The sequence below is a fragment of the Brevibacillus nitrificans genome (assembly GCF_003710965.1).
GTDB classification, from domain to species: Bacteria; Bacillota; Bacilli; order Brevibacillales; family Brevibacillaceae; genus Brevibacillus; species Brevibacillus centrosporus.
The window spans coordinates 1,430,436-1,451,656 of record NZ_RHHU01000003.1 but is presented as its reverse complement, the minus strand read 5'-3'; the positions used below and the strand labels follow the sequence as shown (position 1 = coordinate 1,451,656).

At 50.6% G+C, this 21,221-nt stretch carries 23 protein-coding genes; 19 read left to right on the top strand and 4 right to left on the bottom strand.

Annotated elements, in window-relative coordinates; translation table 11 throughout:
- Positions 1-10: 10 nt before the first annotated feature.
- Positions 11-1,180 carry a putative lipid II flippase FtsW gene (ftsW, locus tag EDM59_RS08805; protein ID WP_122923214.1) on the bottom strand — a complete coding sequence of 390 codons (1,170 nt, stop codon included), beginning with the start codon at positions 1,178-1,180 and terminating at the stop codon, positions 11-13.
- A gap of 82 nt (positions 1,181-1,262) precedes the next feature.
- Complete coding sequence (locus EDM59_RS08800) at positions 1,263-1,607, bottom strand: YugN family protein (RefSeq protein WP_092268061.1); 345 nt, start codon at positions 1,605-1,607, stop codon at positions 1,263-1,265.
- A gap of 93 nt (positions 1,608-1,700) precedes the next feature.
- Between EDM59_RS08800 and EDM59_RS31745 the strand changes: the two genes are divergently transcribed.
- The 15 genes from EDM59_RS31745 to EDM59_RS08725 all read left to right on the top strand — a co-directional run bounded on the left by EDM59_RS31745 (position 1,701) and on the right by EDM59_RS08725 (position 16,499).
- Positions 1,701-1,874, top strand: coding sequence for a putative holin-like toxin (locus EDM59_RS31745; RefSeq protein ID WP_220388411.1), 174 nt, complete (start codon positions 1,701-1,703; stop codon positions 1,872-1,874).
- A 276-nt stretch (positions 1,875-2,150) separates the two neighbouring features.
- Complete coding sequence (locus EDM59_RS08795; RefSeq protein ID WP_092268062.1) at positions 2,151-2,591, top strand: CBS domain-containing protein; 441 nt, start codon at positions 2,151-2,153, stop codon at positions 2,589-2,591.
- A gap of 163 nt (positions 2,592-2,754) precedes the next feature.
- Complete coding sequence (locus EDM59_RS08790; protein ID WP_246010942.1) at positions 2,755-3,780, top strand: LacI family DNA-binding transcriptional regulator; 1,026 nt, start codon at positions 2,755-2,757, stop codon at positions 3,778-3,780.
- Between the two features lie 304 nt (positions 3,781-4,084).
- A complete protein-coding gene (locus tag EDM59_RS08780) occupies positions 4,085-5,155 on the top strand; it encodes a cupin domain-containing protein (RefSeq protein ID WP_122923212.1) in 1,071 nt (356 codons plus the stop codon).
- 130 nt (positions 5,156-5,285) lie between these two features.
- Complete coding sequence (locus EDM59_RS08775; RefSeq protein ID WP_122923211.1) at positions 5,286-5,987, top strand: alpha/beta fold hydrolase; 702 nt, start codon at positions 5,286-5,288, stop codon at positions 5,985-5,987.
- Between the two features lie 32 nt (positions 5,988-6,019).
- A complete protein-coding gene (locus EDM59_RS08770; protein WP_122923210.1) occupies positions 6,020-7,231 on the top strand; it encodes an MFS transporter in 1,212 nt (403 codons plus the stop codon).
- A 14-nt stretch (positions 7,232-7,245) separates the two neighbouring features.
- On the top strand, positions 7,246-8,004 hold the full coding sequence (locus tag EDM59_RS08765; protein ID WP_122923209.1) for an HpcH/HpaI aldolase family protein: 759 nt from the start codon (positions 7,246-7,248) through the stop codon (positions 8,002-8,004).
- A gap of 191 nt (positions 8,005-8,195) precedes the next feature.
- Positions 8,196-9,245 (top strand): MerR family transcriptional regulator, encoded by a 1,050-nt coding sequence (locus tag EDM59_RS08760; protein ID WP_122923208.1) that lies wholly within the window; start codon positions 8,196-8,198, stop codon positions 9,243-9,245.
- Positions 9,246-9,584: 339 nt separating this feature from the next.
- Positions 9,585-10,271 (top strand): thermonuclease family protein, encoded by a 687-nt coding sequence (locus tag EDM59_RS08755; protein ID WP_122923207.1) that lies wholly within the window; start codon positions 9,585-9,587, stop codon positions 10,269-10,271.
- 185 nt (positions 10,272-10,456) lie between these two features.
- Complete coding sequence (locus EDM59_RS08750; RefSeq protein ID WP_183192845.1) at positions 10,457-11,290, top strand: 4'-phosphopantetheinyl transferase family protein; 834 nt, start codon at positions 10,457-10,459, stop codon at positions 11,288-11,290.
- Positions 11,291-11,313: 23 nt separating this feature from the next.
- Entirely contained in the window at positions 11,314-14,685 is a 3,372-nt protein-coding gene (locus tag EDM59_RS08745; RefSeq protein ID WP_122923205.1) for a non-ribosomal peptide synthetase, read from the top strand.
- Positions 14,686-14,897: 212 nt separating this feature from the next.
- Complete coding sequence (locus EDM59_RS08740) at positions 14,898-15,137, top strand: spore coat associated protein CotJA (RefSeq protein ID WP_122923204.1); 240 nt, start codon at positions 14,898-14,900, stop codon at positions 15,135-15,137.
- Entirely contained in the window at positions 15,127-15,405 is a 279-nt protein-coding gene (locus EDM59_RS08735; RefSeq protein WP_122923203.1) for a spore coat protein CotJB, read from the top strand. Before EDM59_RS08740 ends, EDM59_RS08735 begins: the two co-directional genes overlap by 11 nt.
- Positions 15,406-15,434: 29 nt before the next feature.
- Positions 15,435-16,004, top strand: a complete 570-nt coding sequence (locus tag EDM59_RS08730; RefSeq protein WP_122923202.1) for a manganese catalase family protein — start codon at positions 15,435-15,437, stop codon at positions 16,002-16,004.
- A gap of 72 nt (positions 16,005-16,076) precedes the next feature.
- On the top strand, positions 16,077-16,499 hold the full coding sequence (locus tag EDM59_RS08725) for a hypothetical protein (protein WP_122923201.1): 423 nt from the start codon (positions 16,077-16,079) through the stop codon (positions 16,497-16,499).
- 95 nt (positions 16,500-16,594) lie between these two features.
- Here the strand turns inward: EDM59_RS08725 and EDM59_RS08720 are convergent, their stop codons facing one another.
- Positions 16,595-17,038, bottom strand: a complete 444-nt coding sequence (locus EDM59_RS08720) for a protease complex subunit PrcB family protein (protein ID WP_122923200.1) — start codon at positions 17,036-17,038, stop codon at positions 16,595-16,597.
- A 61-nt stretch (positions 17,039-17,099) separates the two neighbouring features.
- On the opposite strand from EDM59_RS08720, the gene EDM59_RS08715 reads away from it, so the two are divergent.
- Positions 17,100-19,013, top strand: a complete 1,914-nt coding sequence (locus EDM59_RS08715) for a hypothetical protein (protein ID WP_122923199.1) — start codon at positions 17,100-17,102, stop codon at positions 19,011-19,013.
- Between the two features lie 49 nt (positions 19,014-19,062).
- Positions 19,063-19,518 (top strand): YlbF/YmcA family competence regulator, encoded by a 456-nt coding sequence (locus tag EDM59_RS08710; RefSeq protein WP_122923198.1) that lies wholly within the window; start codon positions 19,063-19,065, stop codon positions 19,516-19,518.
- 11 nt (positions 19,519-19,529) lie between these two features.
- Here EDM59_RS08710 and EDM59_RS08705 read toward each other — a convergent pair whose 3' ends face one another.
- Positions 19,530-19,847 (bottom strand): hypothetical protein, encoded by a 318-nt coding sequence (locus EDM59_RS08705; protein ID WP_122923197.1) that lies wholly within the window; start codon positions 19,845-19,847, stop codon positions 19,530-19,532.
- 77 nt (positions 19,848-19,924) lie between these two features.
- On the opposite strand from EDM59_RS08705, the gene EDM59_RS08700 reads away from it, so the two are divergent.
- Both EDM59_RS08700 and EDM59_RS08695 read left to right on the top strand, forming a co-directional pair.
- Positions 19,925-20,269 carry a YlbG family protein gene (locus EDM59_RS08700; RefSeq protein ID WP_092268086.1) on the top strand — a complete coding sequence of 115 codons (345 nt, stop codon included), beginning with the start codon at positions 19,925-19,927 and terminating at the stop codon, positions 20,267-20,269.
- Positions 20,270-20,421: 152 nt separating this feature from the next.
- A complete protein-coding gene (locus tag EDM59_RS08695) occupies positions 20,422-21,186 on the top strand; it encodes a 5-oxoprolinase subunit PxpA (protein ID WP_122923196.1) in 765 nt (254 codons plus the stop codon).
- Positions 21,187-21,221: the final 35 nt, after the last annotated feature.

Here is a 21,221-nt window from a genome sequence, read left to right as displayed (position 1 = left end):
TTTTCTTTCCTCAAACGGTATAGGTCGTTTTCGTTACTTGCTCGTCCACTTTTTGACGGCTGACTTCACGGGACACATTCAGCAGGATTCCTGTCGAGATCAGGCAAACCAACAGGGAGGAACCTCCGTAGCTGATAAAGGGAAGAGGGACACCCGTCAAAGGAATGATTCCCGTCACCCCCCCGATGTTGACAGCAGCCTGGAGGGCAATCATGCTGATAATGCCAATTCCGACGAGGCTGGCAAAGGTATCCTTGACGCGCAGACAAATGTGGATCCCCCGCAGCAAAAATAGCAGATAGATGAGCAGGAAGATGGAAGCCCCGATAAAGCCCAGCTCTTCGGAAATAATCGAAAAGATGAAATCGGTATGCGCTTCCGGCAAGTATAAATACTTCTGAATGCTCTTTCCAAATCCCGTACCAGATAGGCCGCCATGGGCGATAGCAATCCACGACTGAATGATATTGTAGCCCGTATTCAGGGGATCGCTCCACGGGTCCAGATAGGAGTGGATTCGGTTGAGGGCGTGCTGCTTGACGGTGATGTAAGCGGCCAAAGCTAGCGCAACTACAGGGCCGCCAATTCCAATCAAATAACGGAGCCGGGCACCACCACATACCATGACAATCAGGCCAGTCCCAAGCAAAATGGCGGCTGATCCCAGGTCAGGCTGGGCAACAATCAAAAGAAAAAACAGCCCGGTCACTAAAAGGGGAGGCATCAAGCCGGATTTAAGCTTTCGTATCCCATCCCCTTTTTTGGAGATAATGGCAGCCAGGTACAAAATCAGCCCCAGCTTCGCGAACTCGGCAGGCTGGAGGTTGGAAGAACCGATGCGAAACCAGGAGCGAGCCCCTTTGATGTTCTCCCCGATACCTGGCACCAGAACCAGCAGCAAGGCGAAAAAGCTTACCGTGGCGATCAGCAAGAAATTGCGTTTGTAAAAAGAAAAGGGAATGTTCATGGCAACCAGCATCCCGACTATGCCTAAAACTAAGAAGCGTATTTGCCGTTTCACAAAGTACAGTTCATCGCCATTGCAGTAATCACAGCCGTTTGAGGTGAAGCTGGTCAGAGCAAAAATCGAACTGGAACTGAGTACCATTGTGATGCCGAACCCCACGATCAGGGCGGTTAAAAACAGTAACAAAAAATCAGGGACGCCCCGTGTTTTCATCGTAGAACCCCCTTCTACGTGAAACAGAGAGGGGACACCTCTCTGTTTCGCAGCACTATTTCAATTGTCGCAATGCAAAGGCTTAGTGCGAAGACAGCTTTTCGTTCAGCATTTGCAGCTTCAGCTTGGCCGATTTGATAACAGAATCTGGAATCGGATAGTCGTAGTCCAAGCCATGCGGGAACAGATGCTTACCCATATAAGGATCTTCCAATTTCAGGACAGCGTGGGAGTCTTCCAGCTTTCCTTCGGTCACGTTTGCTTCCAGACGCAGGTAGTAAACGTTTCCTTTATCTTGGATTTTATAGTCGTATGTAGCGTGTTTGTAATCCCAAGCACCACGATCGAAACCGAGATCACTCATATAGTGTTCCAGATCGGCGAAAAAGACTTCCTTGGTGCTTACCCCAGTATCCTTGATAACCATTCTTTTTCCTCCTACAAAAAGGTAAGATTTTCACATCCTAATGATAGTCTGTTTTTGGAAGAAGCGCAATGTATAAGTCAATCTTACGAGTAGATGACCGGAATTGCCATGATATGGTATAATTTGCTACACAATGGATTGATTCTCAAGGGCGGTCGGCATCCCCGAATGAAAGGGGGTGATACTATGACAGTATTCGAAGCACTAAGTCTGATGTTGACATTTGGGACTTTAGTAATAATGCTGTCATCTAGTAAGAAAAAGTAGACCTCCCTTGAGCTTCACAGCCGGGAGGTCTACAGGCAGGTACTAGGAGCCGACTCCCCCGAAAGGAACGACCATTGTAGCTTACGGACCGCGCGGGTGTTGCAGCACCCAGCGGTCTTTTTTTGCTACTGTCCAAAAGCACCATGCTTCCATCTTATCACAGTCAGACAGGTCAGCTCTAGTCGAAAATCATGACGCATGTCCCAGTTGAGCGAATGAAGGAATAGGTAACAGGACACACTACAAGCGTTCATTAGCTAAAGGAGGAGAACATAGATGGCGAAAGTAGAGAATCGTACATTGCGCGAAATCATGACAAAAGATATCGCGACCGTGACGCTGAAGGATAATGTGTATGAAGTGGCATGCAAGATGCGTGACTGGAACGTAGGTGTGATCCCGGTCGTCAACGAGAAAAATGACGTGATTGGAATCATTACTGACCGTGATATCGTCATTCGCGGGTTGGCTGAGAAGCACGAAGGGTCAACAGCGACAGAAGTCGTGATGACGCGTGATATCATACTGGGTCAGCCAGGAATGACGGTGGACGAAGCGGCGAAAATCATGGCACAGCATCAGATACGTCGTCTGCCTGTCGTAGAGAACGGCAAGCTCGTGGGGATCGTTGCTTTGGCTGACATGGCCATTCGCCAGGTGCATCACGACGAGGCGAGCGACGCCCTCCAGGAAATTTCGGAGCCCGCTACGCATTAATCCATCTGTGGGGAACGCTCATTTGTACGAGGCTGTCGGCGATAGAGTCCGTCAGCCTTTTTTACATAAGAAGTTGTCAGAAATGTGTTGAAAATGAAAAAGAAAGCTATTATACTACACAAAAGATCGTACCGTTTGTTGGTGTAAGGAAAGGATTCGTTTGATGATGAAAGGAAGAGTTACAGCAGACGACGTCGCCAAAAAGGCGGGAGTGTCGCAGTCAACCGTTTCCCGTGTATTGAATAATTACCCGTTTATCAAGGAAGGGACACGAGAAAAAGTGCTGGAGGCGATCAACGAGCTAGGTTTTACCCGAGACGAGATCGCGCGAAGCTTGGTTGAAAAGAAGACCAGAACCATTGGCCTGATTATCGGGAATATTTCAAACCCCTTCTTTGCCGAGTCTGCAGGTGTGATCATAAGCAAGGCGCAGAAGGAAAAGTACGATGTAATCATCTACAATACGAACCACGATGACTACCAGTTGGAAAAGGCTATTTCCACCTTAATCGGAAAGCGGGTCGACGGGATTCTGGCAGCAGCCGTCAACCGTAATAATGCAAGGGTAAAGCAGCTGTACGAAAACGGCTTTCCCATCGTTCTGTACAACAGCCGATTGGATGACTCCGAGGTCAACTCGATTTCGCTGGACAACAAAAAGGGCGCGATGCTTGCGGTTGAGCATTTAGCCGAGCTTGGGCATAAAAAAATTGCTTATATTGCAGGTCCATCGAAGTATTTAACGGTTTATGAGCGATATGTTGCTTACAGAGAAGCCTTGCAAAAATATGGCCTTTCCTATGACAGCGAGCTGGTGTTCAAGGAGGAGCTTACCCACGACAAGGTAGTGACGTTCACCAAACGTATTTTGAGCAGACCTGACCGCCCGTCCGCGATATTCGCGATGTCCGATGAGATGGCTCTGGCCGTGATGGATGGGGTAGCAGGATTGGGACTCAAGATTCCAGAGGATGTATCGATCATTGGATTTGACAATATCAACATCGCCGCAAACAGCTATATAGGACTGACAACGATCTCGCAGCAAAAAGAAAAAATGGCATTGCTGGCCTTGGATAATTTGATCCAGCTGATTGAAAGCGATCAAAAGGACGTGCAGCCTGTTCACGTAATCATCGAACCGGAATTATTGATTCGAAGGACAACGGGTGTGTGCAACGGTTCATGAGTAGAATGAAGAAAGCATTTTTTCGTTTTTGTTTGAATACGCATTCAATAAATCGAAGTGGATGCGTTTCTTTTTATCACCTTTTGAATGCGTATTCAAAAATTCATTGGGTACATATAAAGCAAAGGAAAGTCTCCTTGCAGCTTGTTTTGCATGCGCATTCAAAATCCTCACAATCATCATTATCGTTATTGAATACGCATTCAAAAAGAGCATGTAAGCATTTCTTGGAAAGGTGGTGATGCAAGTAATCCCCGTACAGGTAGGCTGTTTTGACTTTTTTACAATATAGGAGGAAAAGAAGATGAGTACTGTGATTTCAAAAGAGCAAATGTTGAAAAGAGTCATCCGATTTGAAGATTTGGTTCCGGACCGCTCTGCCTTTATCGATGCAAAAACGCCCGGCTCCGATCGGAAAGAAAATTACACGATTATCGGACCTGGCGTATCGGAGAGCAGCAACCGTTTTGTGAACCTGGAGGAGCCGCACGGGTTTAATTTTGGAGCTGCAGCGATGCCACACGGAACCAAGAACTCCCTGCACTCTCACCTGACTGCAGAGGTGTTTATCGTTGCAAAAGGAGAATGGCGGTTCTTTTGGGGGCAGGACGGTACAGATGGCGAAGTGATTTTAAAAGAAGGCGATGTTTTCACGATCCCCACCCATATTTTTCGCGCGTTTTCAAATTGTGGTCCCGATGACGGCTTTCTGTATTGCATACTAGGAGAAGACAATCCCGGAAAAGTGACTTGGGCCCCGCAGGTACTCAAGGCGGCAGAAGGGCATGGATTGGTATTGCTGGAGGATGGACGCCTCATCGATACGACGATCGGAATGGAAGTACCGAAAGATGCCGAGATTGTCCGGCCGCTGACAGAGGCAGAGCTTTCGGCTTTTGATAAAGTCACGGTTGAAGAAGTGAGCAAACGGATTTTCCGATTTGCAGAGCGCGTCGGTCACGAAAACTCTTATATGGATTGCCGACTCCCAAAAGGCCGGAAGAAGAGCTATGGGATCATCGGAGCGGGTATGGCGGATGCCGCAGACAGAACACCACTGGTTCAACATCCTCATTCGTTCACCTTTGAAATGGTAGAGGCTGAGCCGGGGCATGGTTTTTATCCCTTCAAGCAATCAGCCAAGCAGGTCATTTTCGTGCAGAAGGGACAATGGAAAGTGCGCTGGGGAGTCGATGGCACCGAAGGAGAAGTCGTGCTTCAGGCAAAAGATATCATGTCGATCCCGGCTGATGTTTACAGAAGCATGGAGAGTGTGGGGGAAGAAGCAGGCTCTCTGTTCATCATCAACAGTGGGGATGAGAAACCGGTCGTGGAATGGGCACCAGCCGTAAAAGAAGCAATCTCCAAGCTGTAAACGCTGGGAGGGGATTCGGAGTTTCTATTGGCAGGTTTGATGGAGGCTCCCCTCCTTTTTGTGAAAATAGTAAGCGGTTTCAAATAGTTGGTTGTCAGTGGATCAGATGTCGAGAAAGAAGGAAGACGAGATGACGAAAATTCCCTTGATTCTTCTCGCAGGAACGCTATGCAATTCGTTGCTGTGGCAGCATCAAAAGGAGCATCTTTCCGATATTGCCGAGATCTTTGAGGGTGATGTAACCCGAGATCGTTCGATTCAAGCGATGGCTTCCACCGTATTACGGCAAGCTCCCGAGCAATTTGCACTCGCTGGCTTGTCGATGGGAGGAATCGTCGCAATGGAAATCATGAGGCAAGCTCCTGAGCGTGTCAAAAAGTTAGCTTTGCTGGATACGAACGCCTATCCTCCTCGATCCGACCAGATCAGCAATTGGGAAAGATTTATCCAGATGGCGAAAAACGATCAATTTATCGAGATTACGACTCGGTATTTGCTTCCGGGGCTCTTGCATCCGCAGCATTTGCAAAACAAGCAGCTCGTCGAGACGGTCATTCAAATGGCGGACAGTATCGGCCCGGAAGCGATGATCAATCAGATGACGGCATTGATGACAAAGCCGGATGCTCGCGACGTGCTCACAACGATTACCTGTCCTACCTTGGTGGCAACAGGGAGAGAAGACGCTTCCTGCCCGCTGCAAGCTCATCAGGAAATGGCTGACCTGATTCCTCAGGCGAAGCTCGTGATCTTTGAACAGTGCGGACATTTAAGCACGCTGGAGCAGCCACAGGCGGTCACGGCGGTATTGCGGTATTGGCTTTTGCAGTAAGACGGATACGAAGAAAAGAATGGGGTGGCTCTATGGAAAAGGCGTTTACCAAAAAAGACATGGTATTGTTTTTTATCATCAGCTTGCTGTTTTTTATCAGTGTTTCGGCATTCGATCCGTTCATTTCGACCTATGCCAAAGAGCTGGGGATCAATTCGATCGTGATCGGGAGCATTATCGGGGTAACGGGTCTTGCTTCTTTGTTTACTCGCTTTCCGATTGGGATTGTCTCCGATGCCTTGAATAAACGCAGAATTTTTCTGCAAATCGGTCTGGTCATCACCGCAGTGACGTGGACGCTTGCCTTTATCGCTCCTAATTCTACGACGCTTTACCTCGGAAAGATTTCAGATGGATTAACCAGCTCTACCTGGGTGATTTACAATGTCATGTTTGCCTCGTTTTTTGGCAGAAAAGAAGCGGCCAAGGCGGTAGCGATCCTGTCTGTTGCCTCACCGGCCGGTTCCTTGCTCGGCTCTACGATCGGCGGTCTCATCGCCAACAGCTATGGCTACCAATACAGCTTTCTCGTCGCGGTGGTCGCAGCCGTTACCGCGCTCATGTTAACCTTCTTCATTAAAGAGAAAAGCGTGGATCTCAAGGAGAAATACGATAAGAAGATCTTTGTTGAGCAGGTAACGGATCGCAAAATTTGGCTGATTGCCATCCTCGCCACGATCGCTATTATGGTGCCGTTTGGTACGCGTGATACGTTTACACCGCTAGTCGCCAAAGATTTGGGTGCAAATGCCATAGCGATCAGCTGGCTCTCCAATACGCATCTCATCGTCTATGGACTTGCTGCCGCTTTGTGTGGAAACTTTTTTTACAAGAAGCTGGGAATTATCAATACGGCTATCACCGGAGCTACCCTGCAAGGGATTATCGCCATCGTGATTCCCTACGCACCGAATTTGCCAACCTTATTTGTTCTGCAAGCAGTAGCTGGCTTCGCCTTCGGATTGATTTTTACCGTGGTCACATCGCTCAGCGTTCACAACATACCGGAGAATAAGCAATCGACGAGGATGGGACTGTTCCAGAGCATCTACTCGGCGGGGATTTTCTTTGGCCCGGTGATGATGGGTGTTTTGACGGAGTCCTTCTCCCGACAAACGGGCTTTCTGATCATTGGGGTCATCTCGCTGATCTCCGTGATCTTTATCAAGCTGAATCTGGGGACAAATATAGGAATTGATAGCTTTAGGGAGCCACGCAGCAAGCTGGAAGAGATTACGGAATAGAGAGGATGAGCGAGATGGGGAACCTTGTAAAGGAAAAAATAAAAAATGGGGAAAAGACAGTCGGCGCTTTTATCGGGATTTACTCGCCGGCTATTGTAGAAATGGCCGGACATGCGGGCTTTGATTTCATCGTCATCGATGACGAGCACGGCGCCTTTAGCTACTCAGAGCTGGAAAATATGATTCGTACCGCAGAATCGGTCAACCTCGTGCCCATCGTACGCGTTTCCTATGATCCATCCAGTATCCAAAAAGCTTTGGATCGAGGAGCAAAAGGAGTTCAGGTACCGATGGTAAACACCAGGGAGGCTGCCCAAGCTGCCGTTGCGCTGGCGAAATATCCCCCGTACGGCACCAGAGGAGCGGCGTATTCTCATCGTGCAGCCCGTTATGGGAAAGACAGCGGGCGAGCGTTTCTGGATCGTGAAAACGAAGACACCTTGGTAATCGTTCATATTGAAACACCGCAGGCAGCGGAACATTTTCCGGAGATCATGAGCGTACCGGGTGTTGACATCGGGTTCATCGGGACGACCGACCTTTCCGTCAACATGGGGAAAAGCAGCCCGAACGATCCGGAAGTGCAGGCACTCGTTGACAAGCTGTTTGCACAAGGCGAGGAGATGGGGGCAGCAGTCGGGATCGTCGCTGGCAATCTGGAGGGCGTACGTGAAGGGATGCAGCGCGGTTCAGCCTATATCGGAGTTGTCGGCACATCCATCATCACAGCCGCGTTCGCTTCCGTTGTCAAGGAAGCTGAAAATAGCAAATAGCTGCCTTCGCTCACACTGTCGGTGCCTTCACCGGCAGTTTTTTTCTGTTCTGCTGCCTATTTCATTTAGCCCTCTAGAGTTCTTGATCCGTTTCTCCTATCCTTAAAGAAAGAGCTTCTCTTTACTTTGACGTAACGGAAAGGTTTAGAATACGACTGACGAGGAAAAAAACAAGCAGGGAGTTGTACCTGATGCAAATAAAGGACATGGCACAGCGACTGCAAATTACGCCGCGAGCCATCCGCTATTACGAAGAAAAAGGATTAATTCACCCGCAAAAGGCAGATGAATCGGGGTATCGCCAATTTTCGGAGGAAGACCTGTGGCGCTTGCAGACGATCATCACCCTGCGTGAGGTAGGGATGCCTATTGAAGACATCGGTGAGCTCCTGCGGCAAATGGAGGAAGGGCAGGGGAGTCTGCTGAACTACCTGGAGCTGCAGCGATCCTTTATGTACGACCGGTGGGTAGAGCTGAGCAAGGTGATCGAGACGACCGAGGCGATGATTGAGCGGGTCAAAAGCGATACGGTCATCGACCCTGCTTCGCTTTTTGAGCTGGCGGAAGGAAGCAAGCGCCTACGTCAGACACGGGCGGATTGGGTAGATCGATGGAATTTTAACCAGATCGCTGAAGTGTATGACGAGCTGGTAACGCGAAAACAGGATGGCTTCAACAAACACGAAAACTACGAGGAAGTGCTGGATGCTGTCCTCCAAGCGGCAGCTCCCATGCCAGGCGAATGGGGGGTGGATGTCGGAACGGGAACCGGCAATCTGGCGGGACGCTTTGTCCGTGCGGGTGTCAAGATGAGCGGGTTTGATCAATCCTTGGAAATGCTGCGGCAGTGCAGGCGCAAGCATCCTGAGGTGGAGACGAAGATCGGGACCTTTTTCGCGTTTCCGTTTTTGGAGAACCGCTTTGATTTTGCTGTTTCCAGCTATGCGCTCCATCATTTGACCGATGAGCAAAAGCCGCTGGCGCTGGCGGAGTGTCGGCGTGTACTCAAGCCCGGCGGACGTTTGGTAATCGCTGACCTGATGTTTATAAATGAAGAAGAACGTCTTGCCCGTCTGCAGCAATTGGAAGCGGCAGGGGATGAGCAGGCGGTGGAGCAGATGAGAAAGGAATGCTATGCGAATCGTACTCGCATGCAAGAGGAGTTGACAAAGCTAGGCTTTGAGAACCAAGCACAGCAAATCACCCCATACGTGCACGTAATTTCTGCCAAGCTGCTATAGAACATCTTTTTCACTTTTGGGCTCTTCCACCTACTGACACGCGTCTAGTCTTTTGCATAGGCTGTAGCGAGAAGGAAAGGGGGACTCCGAAATGGGTCTGTTTGACAGTTTTTTTGATCGAGACAACGACGAGCTTCTTTGGATTATTATTGTGGTGGTCGTGTTGCTGTTCTTATTTAACGCGGATCGTGACTAATCCACATGTATAGACAAAAACGACCTCATCGGATAGGTCGTTTTTTCCGTGCGTTTGCGCGGCTGCGAGCTTGATTCTTGACCTGAGAAGGAACTTCCACTACGCTATAAGCCGATGCAACGTGGGAGAAGGGAAGGAACGAGATGAAACGTATTGCAATCTGCCTGGCATTGTTCTCTGCTTTGCTGGGTGCCTGTTCTTCATCGACGGGACAACCTGTGGCAAACGGGGAAATGGAAGCGACCGTCCAGCGGGTAGTGGATGGAGATACAGTTGAACTTTCAACAGGAGAGAAAGTGCGGCTCATCGGGGTGGATACGCCAGAATCGGTCAAACCGAATACGCCAGTCCAGCCGTATGGAAAAGAAGCAAGTGAGTTCTCCAAGCAGCTGCTGACAGGCCAAAAGGTCAAGCTGAAGTTCGATGTAGAGCCATACGATAAATACAAGCGCTTGTTAGCGTATATGTACCTGCAGGATGGCACCTTCGTCAATGAAAAGCTGGTGCGCGACGGTTACGCTCGCATCATGACGATTCCGCCAAATGTAGCCTATGCCGATCTGTTTTTGGAAGCGGAACGAGAGGCGAGGGAGAACAACAAAGGGCTCTGGGGACTATCCGAAGAGAAGGCCGCGAAGAAATCGGCAACGGCCAAGCCTGCCAAGGAGGCTGCGCCAGAGGGCAAGACAATCAAAGGAAACATCAATGCCAAAGGCGAAAAAATCTATCATGTGCCTGGCTCCGCAAGCTATGAGCAAACCCATGCGGAAATGTGGTTTGCAACAGAGGAAGAAGCGAAGGCTGCCGGTTTCCGAGCGCCGAAACGCTAATGACGGTCATCGTTTGTGAGAATTCTCGCCCTTTTGAGAGATGAACAAGACAAAATGCCACCCCAGTAACGTAGAAAATGGGGGTGGCATTTTGTTTTCGGAATAGAACGAGTAGAAAGGTTGTTCGCTCGACTGTTCTTTACAACGAACGAAAAGCTGGTACAATAGGGGGTATAGCCATTGCTTTGATATCGGGGAGGGACCGTACGAGTGAAAACGAGTGTAACAAGCTGTTATCCGGTACAGGATTCATGACGATTGCAAATACAGGAAAATCAACACCATTCGGACAGGCCGATACTCACTGGGAGCAAGGCAGACGACCGATTGACATAGCAAAGAGCCAGGCATTTATCGCTGGCAATGAGGTTCACGTTTGGCTGGCACAAATAGGGTCTTTACCTGCGTGCCAAGAAGTGCTCTCCCAAGAAGAAGGAAGACAAGTCGCAAGCTTCCGATCTCCTCACGATCAGGATCGTTACCAATTTTCACATCGTCTCCTCCGGTTTCTTTTAGCTGCTTATATCGAAATACAGCCTTCTGCCATCCACTTTCAAAAAAATCGCTTCGGAAAACCATCACTTCTCCATCACGACATTCCATACGCCCTTGCATTTAATATGTCGCACTCGCGAGATCATGTCTGTTACGTATTCGCCAGAAATCGTGCGGTAGGCATCGATCTGGAGTTTCTCGATCCTGACTTCGAGTGGGACGGTATTGGGCAAGCTGTTTTTTCCCGAGAAGAACAGCATTTGCTCAAATCCATGCCAGAAGCCGAACAGAACCGGGTGTTTTTTCAGCTTTGGACGAGAAAGGAAGCTCAGCTCAAAGCGCTTGGGCTCGGATTAGCTGCGCTTGATTTGGAGGCAGATCGAGGGGAAAGGTTTGCGATAGAGAATCTGCAGCTGGTGCCATTTTGTTATCAGAACCATTACGTAGGGACGGTGGCGACAGATTCAGATACGCCAGTCGTTCGTTTTTGTTCGTTCAAAGGTCAAGACGCGTTCAGGACGTGAAGGTGCAAAAGGAGGAGTAGCAGGTGAAAAACATTCTTTTGGAGCAAGAGGACATGTATCGTGAGGGACAAAAGCGTCGCTTCACGGAGGAAGAAAGAAAGCGGGATCTTGCCTTTTGGAAACGTAAAATGGGCTATGAGCCTCCCGAGCAGTATTTGCCTGCCGATTTTTCGAGAACCTCACCGGCTTCAGCACCTTCTAGAACCACCCGCTCTTATTCCTTCCAAGCAGCGATCCGGCAGAGTATCGAGACGTATGCCAAGCAAGCACAGGTACATTCGTTTCTCGTACTGCTTACGGTATTAAAAATGATGATGCATCGCTATAACGCCGAAGACGAAATCCGTGTCGCAGCCTTGTTGTCTGGCACAATATCAGAACTTGCGCCAATGGCAAATCCGGTGATCGTACAAAGCTTTTGGACTGGGGAAAAATCACTGGATAAAGCTGTGCGAGAAGTCCAAGAGGCTTTCGCGGAAGCTAGGGAGCATCAGAGTATTCCACTCGATGAGCTTGCATCGTTGCTCGGTTTGAGCCAATCTGCTGGATCTGTTCCTTTGTTTCGCGTCATGCTGGACATGTCTTCCTATGGGGAGAATTTGACGGAAGGAAACCTGCTGGCGAACAGGGACGATGGATGGCATGGTGACGTCGAGACCGATCTGACGTTTAGAATCGTAGAGTCAGAAGAAGAGATGACGCTCGCGATCACGTATGCGACGGACCTGTTCAAAGAAGAGACCATCAACCGAGTAGCGGGGCATTATTTCAAGCTGCTGGAGGGCGCACTCGCAGATCCAGCTGCGAGGCTGTTCACCTTGCCGATTTTGACGGATGCCGAGCGCAAGCAGCTGCTCGTGGACTGGAACACAGCAAAGCCAGCTTATCCCCGTGACGCGAGCATGGTGGATCTGTTTGAAGAGCAGGTGAAGCTTGGGCCCGATCAGATTGCCTTGCTGTTTGAAGATCAGGAAATCTCCTACCAACAGCTCGATCGTCGGGCAAATGAAATCGCTCACCGCCTGAATAACCTAGGGATTGTCCCTGAGCAGCTCGTCGCAGTGTGTCTAGACAGATCGCCAGACATGATCGCCAGCTACCTGGGCGTGCTAAAAGCTGGAGGGGCCTACGTACCTATTGATTTGACCTACCCTAGTGAGAGGATTGCGTACATGCTGGAAGATTCAGCGGCATCCTTTGTGATTACCACTGAACGCATCTTTGCAGAGCTTCCCCGGCTGAACGCTACGATGGTTTTCCTCGATCAGGATTCACTGGAAGCCAAAAGCAAGGCCGATTCGTTCCCCAGAAGCAGCAGCGCTGTTCATTTGGCTTACGTGATGTATACCTCTGGCTCAACGGGAAAACCAAAGGGCGTCATGATTGATCAACGCGGGATCGTTCGCTTGGTGAAAAATATCAACTACGCCAGCGTGGGGCCGGATGAGACGTACATGAATTTGGGCGCGGTCGCCTTTGACGTATCCGCCTTTGAAATTTACGGCGCGCTTTTAAACGGAGGCAGGCTGGTCATCCTGTCCACCAATAAGCCTTCCTTTGGTGAGATCGCGCAGACGATTCAGCGTTACAAAGTCACCTCTCTCAATGTCACCCCGGATCGGCTCAATGTCCTGCTGGAGGATCACAGCGAGGCGCTGGTTGGATTGCGCCAGGTAATGCCGGGTGGAGAGGCGCTGCCCGTGTGGCTCGCTCGCAAGTGCCTAATGAAGCTCCCGCATTGCAGATTGATCAACCTGTATGGACCGACGGAGAATGCGGTCAACACGACGAGCTATCCTGTCAAAGAGATCGCGCAAAATGAAACGACCATCCCGATCGGACGTCCCATCGCGACAGATCGACTGTATATTCTGGATTCGCAGCTGCAGCCGGTGCCGATCGGAGTGATTGGCGACTTGTACATGGCAGGAGATGGCGTGGCGCGGGGATATTTGAACCGGCCAGAATTGACAGAAGAAAGATTCCCGCTTGACCCGTTCAGCCCAAAAGCAGGCGAGAGAATGTACAAATCGGGGGATCTGGCACGCTATCGAGCGGACGGCCATGTGGATTTTATCGGTCGAGCAGACGATCAGGTGAAGATTAGGGGCTGCCGGATTGAATTGGGGGAAATCGAAACGGTTGTGGGGCTCTTCCCAGGGGTTCGCCAGTCTGTGGCAGGGGTGACAAAAGGCAAGGATGGAACCGCAGGCCTCGTCTCCTACGTGGTGATGAACGCAGGTGCCAGCTTTCAGCAGCAAGCGATCCGAGCGTTTGTCCGGGATAAATTGCCCGAGTACATGATTCCCACCTTCTTTGTGGAGCTGCAGGAGGTCCCCGTTACGCCGGTTGGCAAGATCGACCGCAAGCGATTGCCTGTACCCACGGTAGCCAGCAATGAAGCACACTTCACCGCGCCGCGAAATCAAATCGAAGATACGCTCGTGCAAATCTGGGAGCAGCTGCTGGACGTAAAGCCAATCGGTGTCACGGACAACTTTTTTCACCTAGGCGGCAATTCGCTGCTCGCTATGCGTATGTTCTCCTATATGGAAAAAACGTTCCAGAAACGACTTGCTGTCTCGAGTGTCTTCCAGGAAGACACGATCGAAAAGCTGGCGAAGCTGCTGACATCTGACGAAGATCACGCAGAGCTGTCCAAGTCACTGGTGCCCATTTCGCCCGTTGGAACGAAGCCCCCTTACTTCTGCATTCACGGCGGAGGGGGAGAAGTGTTGATCTACGGAGAATTGGCGCGCGGCTTGGGGCAGGATCAGCCGCTGTACGGGTTGAGGTATGTTGCAGGTGCTCCCGAGGTAAGCGTAGAGTCGATTGCACGCAAATACATCCACGAGCTTCGCGAGGTTCAGCCAAAGGGACCTTATCATCTCATCGGGTTTTGCCTTGGTGGCGCGATTGCTTACGAAATGGCACAGCAGCTCTTGCAGGCGGGAGAAGAAATCGAGCTGCTTGCGATCCTCAACTACGCGAGCCCAGCTCTGCCTCCGCTGAAAATGCAAGACAAAATCATCAACAGCTTCAAACTGCTATTCCGTCTGCCTTCCGATCTGCGCAAACCGTTTGTGCTGCAAAAGCTGCGGTTTGTAGGGAAGGTGCTGAAGAAGTCCGTAGATGAAGCTTCACCCGAGGATGACAACGTGCAAGAGCTAGTTTCCGCGACGCGCTCCTATCGGCCTAAGCCATACCCCGGGAAGATCTTGCTGATCCGTGCGGTGACAAATCTCAATCCTGCAGAAAGACTCGGCTGGCAAACGTCGCCGACCGGACTCATTGAAGAACACTGCATGGAAGCGGATCACGCCATGATCCTGAAGGAACCGCATGTAGGTGTCCTGAGAGGTCATTTACGAACGCATTTACAACGGAAAGAATAAGAGCGGACAAAGGCAAAAGCCGAATACCAAGACCTAAGCCGAATACCAAGACCTAAGCCGAATACCAAGACCTAAGCTGATTCCTGATAACGGGATCAGCTTTTTTGCGTAGAGGCGGATTCTTTTGGGTGTTTGCCCATCACCTGAAATGGGTGGGCGACATAAGGTAATCATGACTGGTCAGATACCTATTTTGGAGGAGGATGTCTCCATTGGATTCTCAAACTCGGGTCTATTTTCCTTACGTGAGCCCGCATGATCCTTGCCCGCCGATTCGCGTCAAATCCTACTACGTCCCACCTCAGCTTTTTATTGGCTTTCAGCCTGAAAACCTGCCGCAGTTCTCTCCTATGGAGGCTCTGATGCATGGAACGCTGTGGCCTGCACTGTACAGCCCTTACGTTCCGACAGGACAGAGGGAAAGAAGAGGGGAGGGCCATCATGAACGCTAATCCGCATACAAGACCTGGCGATGAGCAGTACATGGAAATGCTTACACAGCTGCAGGCAGTTGACTTCGTCTTGTGTGAGCTGAATTTATATCTGGATACCCATCCGAATGATGCGAACGCCATCGAGCAATACAATGAACTCGTGCAGCAGCGCTGGCATATGGCCAATGAATTCGAGACCTTGTACGGACCGCTCATGAACCTCGGACACAGCTATTCGGGTTATCCATGGCAATGGAACGATACACCTTGGCCTTGGCAAGTCTAACATAGAGAAATGAGGGAGAAAACGCGACGATGTGGATTTATGAGAAAAAGCTTCAGTACCCGGTTCGTGTCGGCAAGTGCGATGTCCGCATGGCGAAATTTTTGATGGAGCAGTACGGCGGTGCCGACGGTGAACTGGCTGCTGCCCTGCGCTATTTGAATCAACGATACACGATCCCGGATAAAGTCATTGGACTGTTGACGGATATCGGGACGGAAGAATTTGCGCATTTGGAAATGATCGCAACCATGGTGTACAAATTGACCAAGGACGCAACGGTGGAAGAGCTGGAGGCAGCGGGATTGGGTGCCCATTACGCCAACCACGACCGAGCTCTTTTCTATGAAAATGCTGGTGGAGTGCCTTTTACCGCTACTTACATTCAAGCAAAAGGCGATCCCATCGCCGATTTGTACGAAGACATCGCAGCGGAAGAAAAAGCGCGCGCGACGTATCAATGGCTTATTGACATGACGGATGATGTGGATATCCAGGACGGCTTGAAGTATTTGCGTGAGAGAGAAGTTGTCCACTCTTTGCGCTTCCGTGAAGCCGTGGAGATTTTGAAAGAAGAGCAAGGCCGCAAGAAATTCTTCTAACTTTATAGGCGAATGAACGATGGGCCAATCGGGCACACTGGGGGATGACTGAATTTGGAAAGGAGTGTCCCGATGAAGGCCAGACGTTTTGTTTACCGATTATTGCTGCTGATCGGGATCGCTGCTTGCGTGGAGTGGTTCGTCTATGCGAATAACGAAGCGGCCCCAACAGAAGCAGCGGTCGAAGCAGGGCACAGCCATCAGCAAGCTCCGACCTTGAGCGTGACCCATACTCTGAATCAGGATGATTTGGAGCTCAAGATTGCGGTCACGAATTTTTCTTTTTCCCTCGAAAATATGGGAAAAGAGAATCGACCAGGAGAAGGGCATGTCCATCTCTATCTGGATGGGAAAAAGGTGGCAAAGGTATTTGAGCCCACTTACGTAATGAAGGATATTCCTAGCGGCAAGCATGAGGTCATGGTGGAGCTGGCAAATAACAACCATGAATCCTACGGCGTCTCCCAGCGTATTCCGATTGAAGTCAAACCGTAGATCGAGAATCACCAAGGCATTTCATGCAGAAAGCCGACGTTCCGAGTGCCCGTTTGGCGCACTTAGAAGTCGGCTTTTTCTGTAACAAGCTTCTGTTATCGCATTTGTACCGTTACCTGTGCTTGCTGGTCCGGCAGAGCAATGACCAGGGTTGGGTAGGAAATGACCTGGATTTTCATCGAGCCGGGAGCGGGGGCCTTCACGTGTACGGATACCGTAAAGCCATGCGGACCTGTACGCTTCACTTGATCGGCTACCAGCTGATAGCCGCCAGTTGGGCGTTGTCCGGCTCCGATGACGACGTACGATTTGCCATTGGCACGAACGATTGTATGACCACCGCTTTTTCGTACTTTGCTAAGAGCGCTCTGAACGGCTGGTGGATAAGGGGCAGCTACCGGCTCGTACTGTGCATTCACAGTCTTGACCTCTTCCGCAGAAGTCGCTGTTGGGGTAGGATGTGGAGTAGGCGACGATGGCTGAATTCCTGTCAATGTCAAAGCAGCAGAGAGCAACAGTCCGGGAATCATTGTAAACATCTCAAACATCCCTCCATAATTGTGGATATCCTTTTGAAAATGAAAAGAAGAGGTGACAGTCGTGCGAGTCCAGGATTCGCTGGAATATTTGTCCGAAACAACTCGGCAAGCAATCATGGTGGAGCAGACGAAACGCTTTGGTGCCGCTGATGATCAAAATCTGTCCACCCGGCTGCAAGACCCGCAATTTCTGCGGCGCGTGTGGGAGCAGGCCAGTGACATCGAACGAAACGTCATGAAGCGATTTGTCATCGCATCAACCAGAGGCTTTTTTAGCAAACGCGCTTGGGAGCGAGAAGCTGCCTCTGACCAAAGACAATTAACCGTCGGCTTGACTAGGCTGAGACGGCTGGGGTTGGTTATGACCGTCCGCAAAATGTGGAGCGAGATCGGTTATCTCATGCCGCAAGAGATTCGGGAGCAAATAACAAGCTTCATGCTCGCGGAACCTTCGAGGGCGTTCGTGACTCTTTCAAAAACGCTCCCTTATTATATAACGGGTGGACGGGGCATACATCTGGATCTTTTTGGGCTCCTGCTATTCATTCGCGACAACCAGGTACCCGTTACACAAAAAGGCAGCATTCATCGCAGGATGTCGGTACGCATGGCAGGGATCATTTCCCTGTCGGACGAGCATTGTGCGGGCTTGACGCTGGCCCCTTTGGATCAAGAAGAAAGAGAAGGACTGGCATTAACTGTCGCGCTGGACATGGCGATTCGCCTTGGTTTCATCCACGTCCAAAACAAGCACCTCTCCATACGTCCGCAAGAGGTCCGGCGCTGGATGGCGCAGTCGTCTCCTGACCGCTGGAGGGGATTGTATGAGCAGGTGGCAGCCCAGTACTTGCCACATGGCGACTGGTGGGAGGCTTTTTCCCTTCACATGAGACAAGCCCCGCTTGATCAGTGGTGTTCCTTGACAGAGCAAATGCACATACTAAAGGAAGCTGGTTTTTCTATGCCCGCTGACGCCGAGCAGCTCATTGCATCCAAATGGCTTCACCTTCTTTTGGGAATGGGATGGATTCAGCTAGGGAGCGACAGTGAGAATCAACTGTACTGGCGCTGGATCAGTCTGCCTCATTTGACAGCAGAAGAAGGGTGGTTCATCGATGCGACGGGCGCGATCACGATCCCTCCCCTCGTACCGCTGTTGCAGGTGTGGGAGATCAGTCGGTTTTGCACTATCCTTTTTGATGGTCCGATCATCCGGGGGGAGATCCAGGCGAAAGAGGTGCAAGCGTATCTCGCCTCCGGGAAAACCGAGGAGCAAATCATCGATTTATTGCGTGCAGGATGCGTCCATCCGCTGCCAGAAGCTCTTGTGGAGACGATCAGCCAATGGGCAAAGACGGCACGTCAGATTCAGATGGAGCCGTATTATCGGGTGCGAACCGCTCATGCAGGGTTTCTCGAAGAGTGGAAGGAAATCACTGACTTTCAACCATTTTTATCGCAGATCATATCTCCAACCGACTTTCTGATCGCACTCTCCCAGAAATCCCAGCTTGTGGAGCTGCTCCGTGAGTATGGCTACGAGCCTCAAGTGCTTTCGCAAACGCCAGATTTCTTCGAGACTGCTGATCAAACGGCAGAGGGAACAAATGCGCCCGCAGGCTGGTTCGTGGTGGAGCGTCCGTGGGATGGATACGCGGTAGAGAACACTTTTCCCGATCCGTTGGAAGGGATGGGGGAGGTGGCAGCACTGCCCAAAATGTGGACGCAGCATTTTCAATCGTACCACCCACAATCGATGCGAGACTTGTTGAAGCGAGCAAGCGAATTGCAGCTTGAGGTCGAGATTGGGCGGGCGGGCAAGGACAAGCTGCGAGGATTGCCAACGGATGTGCGAATTGAGATGGGGTACTGGACTGTGCTGCTTGCGGGCGAAGGTGGCAAACAGCGCTATCGCCTGGACGATATTGAGCGAGTGCGCATTGTAGTGCCCGATTATCTGTACGAAGGGGTATGATCGTGGTACAATCGAGGGGTAGTTACCTTGAGAAAGGAGGTCTCGCCAAATGGAAACATTGGAAGCAGCGGACATGACACAGCTGTTGATGGAGTCACACGAACTGTCCACAATGATCAACCAGTCGCGCGAGGTCTCGGACTATCTGTCGGCCAAAAGGCAAATGGAGGCAGATGTGGAGGCGCAGCGGTTGTTGGCGCTTTTTGAAAAGAAGAAAGAGCAGTACGAGGATGTTCAAAGATTCGGGAAGTACCATCCCGACTACAACCATATATCCAAAGAAGTTCGCGAGCTGAAGCGTACCATTGAGCTGCTGGATACCGTGCAGGCGTTCAAACGGGCGGAAGACTCCTTGGATGAACTGCTTTACCAAGTGAGCCGCACGATCGCAAATGCCGTATCGGGTACGATCAAGGTTCCGAGCAACAATCCGTTTCTGGAAGCACAGAGCAGCGGCTGCGGAACAGGAGGAAGCTGCGGCTGCAGCGTGAAAAAGCCATCCTGATCCGCATCGTACTAGCGATTTTCTCTTAGCAAAAAGCAGTCCTCACAAAGGTTTCCGCAGCAAAATTGCTTCTCGTTTGGAACGAGAAAACGGAAACGATAAACGTGATGGCGGTCATCTGAGCGCACGTAAATGCACTCAGGTTTCAATTTTGTACCAGTAGTCAGGCGCTCTCCCGTTTCCATCAGCCGTGTAGTCAGGCTCGTGGCGGGGAGCGCGCTGCTTACATAAAAGAAGCGCTGGCCGGCGTGCGTGCGCCAGTTGTAAGACGTGATGGTTCCTTCTTGGAGAAGCGTTTTTTCAAATTGCTGATAAAACGTAGCCAGCATTATCGACCACGATTCCTTTCATTGGAAGCTTTCAAGGTCATTATACCACGATTTGGGAAGGAGACCGACGCCAAGACATGAGAGAGCGACGTCTGGGGGTTGCCGTGTGGGTGAAGAACACGCGTGCCGCCAAAAATTTACGTAAATTTGGCACCATTCACTACATCTCCAAGCGGTTGAATTACGTTTCGATGTACGTTGATGCCAAGCTCATTGACGAAACGATCCGCACCATGGAGAAATTGCATTTCGTCACAAAAATCGAGCGGTCCCATCGCCATGAGATTCCGGTTGAGTACAATAACGCCAGACCGGATAAGGCGAAGGAGTACGATTACAAGCAAGAGAAAAGCCAGCTGCTGGCTCTGGCTGAGACGCTCTCCACAGAGGAAGGGAATCAACCGACAGCAGTATCTTCCTAAAAACAGACACGAGCTGCCAGTTTTCGGCAGCTTTTTTCCTTTTGCTTACACCTAGAACATGGTATTCTTAGAAGAGGAAATCCATAAGAAGCAAGTATGAATCCGTTTTCATGGAATAAAGAATAGCGGTGGAAAGGTGGGGGAGTACCTTCATGATACATCTAGATATTAACTGTGACTTGGCCGAGGGCTTTAGCAGAGGGCGACAATTTGAGGATTTGGGCATTATGAAGTGGATCACCTCCGTCAATATTGCGTGTGGCATGCACGCTGGTGACCCACATATCATTTGCCGAACGATCGAAGCGGCGCTTAGGCATGATGTGAAAATTGGGGCGCATCCTGGCTATCCGGATGTTCAAGGATTTGGGCGCCGTTCCATGAATCTTTCGGTGAATGAGGTTTATGAACTGGTTTTGTATCAGGTCGCAGCTCTTTCTGGCATGACTCGTGCTCTCGGAGGAGAATTGCATCATGTGAAATTGCATGGTGCGCTGTATAACGAGGCTGCAGAAAGACCTGAGTTGGCAGAGGCAGTCGTACAGGCAGTTGCTGACATCGACGAGGATCTGATTCTGTATGCCTTGTCAGGCAGCAAGCTGGTGGAGGCAGGCTTGGAGCATGGCCTTCAGGTAGCCGAGGAAGTGTTTGCAGAGCGTGCTTATCTGCCGAACGGTCGGCTGGCCCCTCGCGAGCTGGAGGGCAGTGTGCTGATCAGTAAAGAGGAACGAATGGAGCAGACGCGCCAGCTGGTTCTCAAGCAAAGAGTGAAGACGGTAGATGGCCAGCAGATCGATCTGGCTGCAGATACACTTTGTGTCCATCACGAAAGCTCGGATGTCCTGCAGTTCCTGGTGGAGCTGCATCGCTGGGCAAAGCAGAACGAGGTCGTCATCGAACCGATTCATGCCCGATAGGCACAAAGCGGAAAAGAAAAGCCATGCATGTGACA

Bases quoted from the DNA above. Each gene is read 5' to 3' on its own strand.
- EDM59_RS08695 (WP_122923196.1), top strand. From the start codon at position 20,422: ATGATACATCTAGATATTAACTGTGACTTGGCCGAGGGCTTTAGCAGA.
- EDM59_RS08790 (WP_246010942.1), top strand. From the start codon at position 2,755: ATGATGAAAGGAAGAGTTACAGCAGACGACGTCGCCAAAAAGGCGGGA.
- EDM59_RS08760 (WP_122923208.1), top strand. From the start codon at position 8,196: ATGCAAATAAAGGACATGGCACAGCGACTGCAAATTACGCCGCGAGCC.
- EDM59_RS08765 (WP_122923209.1), top strand. From the start codon at position 7,246: ATGGGGAACCTTGTAAAGGAAAAAATAAAAAATGGGGAAAAGACAGTC.
- EDM59_RS08775 (WP_122923211.1), top strand. From the start codon at position 5,286: ATGACGAAAATTCCCTTGATTCTTCTCGCAGGAACGCTATGCAATTCG.
- ftsW (WP_122923214.1), bottom strand. From the start codon at position 1,180: ATGAAAACACGGGGCGTCCCTGATTTTTTGTTACTGTTTTTAACCGCC.
- EDM59_RS08770 (WP_122923210.1), top strand. From the start codon at position 6,020: ATGGAAAAGGCGTTTACCAAAAAAGACATGGTATTGTTTTTTATCATC.
- EDM59_RS08700 (WP_092268086.1), top strand. From the start codon at position 19,925: ATGAGAGAGCGACGTCTGGGGGTTGCCGTGTGGGTGAAGAACACGCGT.
- EDM59_RS08730 (WP_122923202.1), top strand. From the start codon at position 15,435: ATGTGGATTTATGAGAAAAAGCTTCAGTACCCGGTTCGTGTCGGCAAG.
- EDM59_RS31745 (WP_220388411.1), top strand. From the start codon at position 1,701: ATGACCGGAATTGCCATGATATGGTATAATTTGCTACACAATGGATTG.
- EDM59_RS08755 (WP_122923207.1), top strand. From the start codon at position 9,585: ATGAAACGTATTGCAATCTGCCTGGCATTGTTCTCTGCTTTGCTGGGT.
- EDM59_RS08800 (WP_092268061.1), bottom strand. From the start codon at position 1,607: ATGGTTATCAAGGATACTGGGGTAAGCACCAAGGAAGTCTTTTTCGCC.
- EDM59_RS08795 (WP_092268062.1), top strand. From the start codon at position 2,151: ATGGCGAAAGTAGAGAATCGTACATTGCGCGAAATCATGACAAAAGAT.
- EDM59_RS08735 (WP_122923203.1), top strand. From the start codon at position 15,127: ATGAACGCTAATCCGCATACAAGACCTGGCGATGAGCAGTACATGGAA.
- EDM59_RS08720 (WP_122923200.1), bottom strand. From the start codon at position 17,038: ATGTTTACAATGATTCCCGGACTGTTGCTCTCTGCTGCTTTGACATTG.
- EDM59_RS08710 (WP_122923198.1), top strand. From the start codon at position 19,063: ATGGAAACATTGGAAGCAGCGGACATGACACAGCTGTTGATGGAGTCA.
- EDM59_RS08725 (WP_122923201.1), top strand. From the start codon at position 16,077: ATGAAGGCCAGACGTTTTGTTTACCGATTATTGCTGCTGATCGGGATC.
- EDM59_RS08780 (WP_122923212.1), top strand. From the start codon at position 4,085: ATGAGTACTGTGATTTCAAAAGAGCAAATGTTGAAAAGAGTCATCCGA.
- EDM59_RS08705 (WP_122923197.1), bottom strand. From the start codon at position 19,847: ATGCTGGCTACGTTTTATCAGCAATTTGAAAAAACGCTTCTCCAAGAA.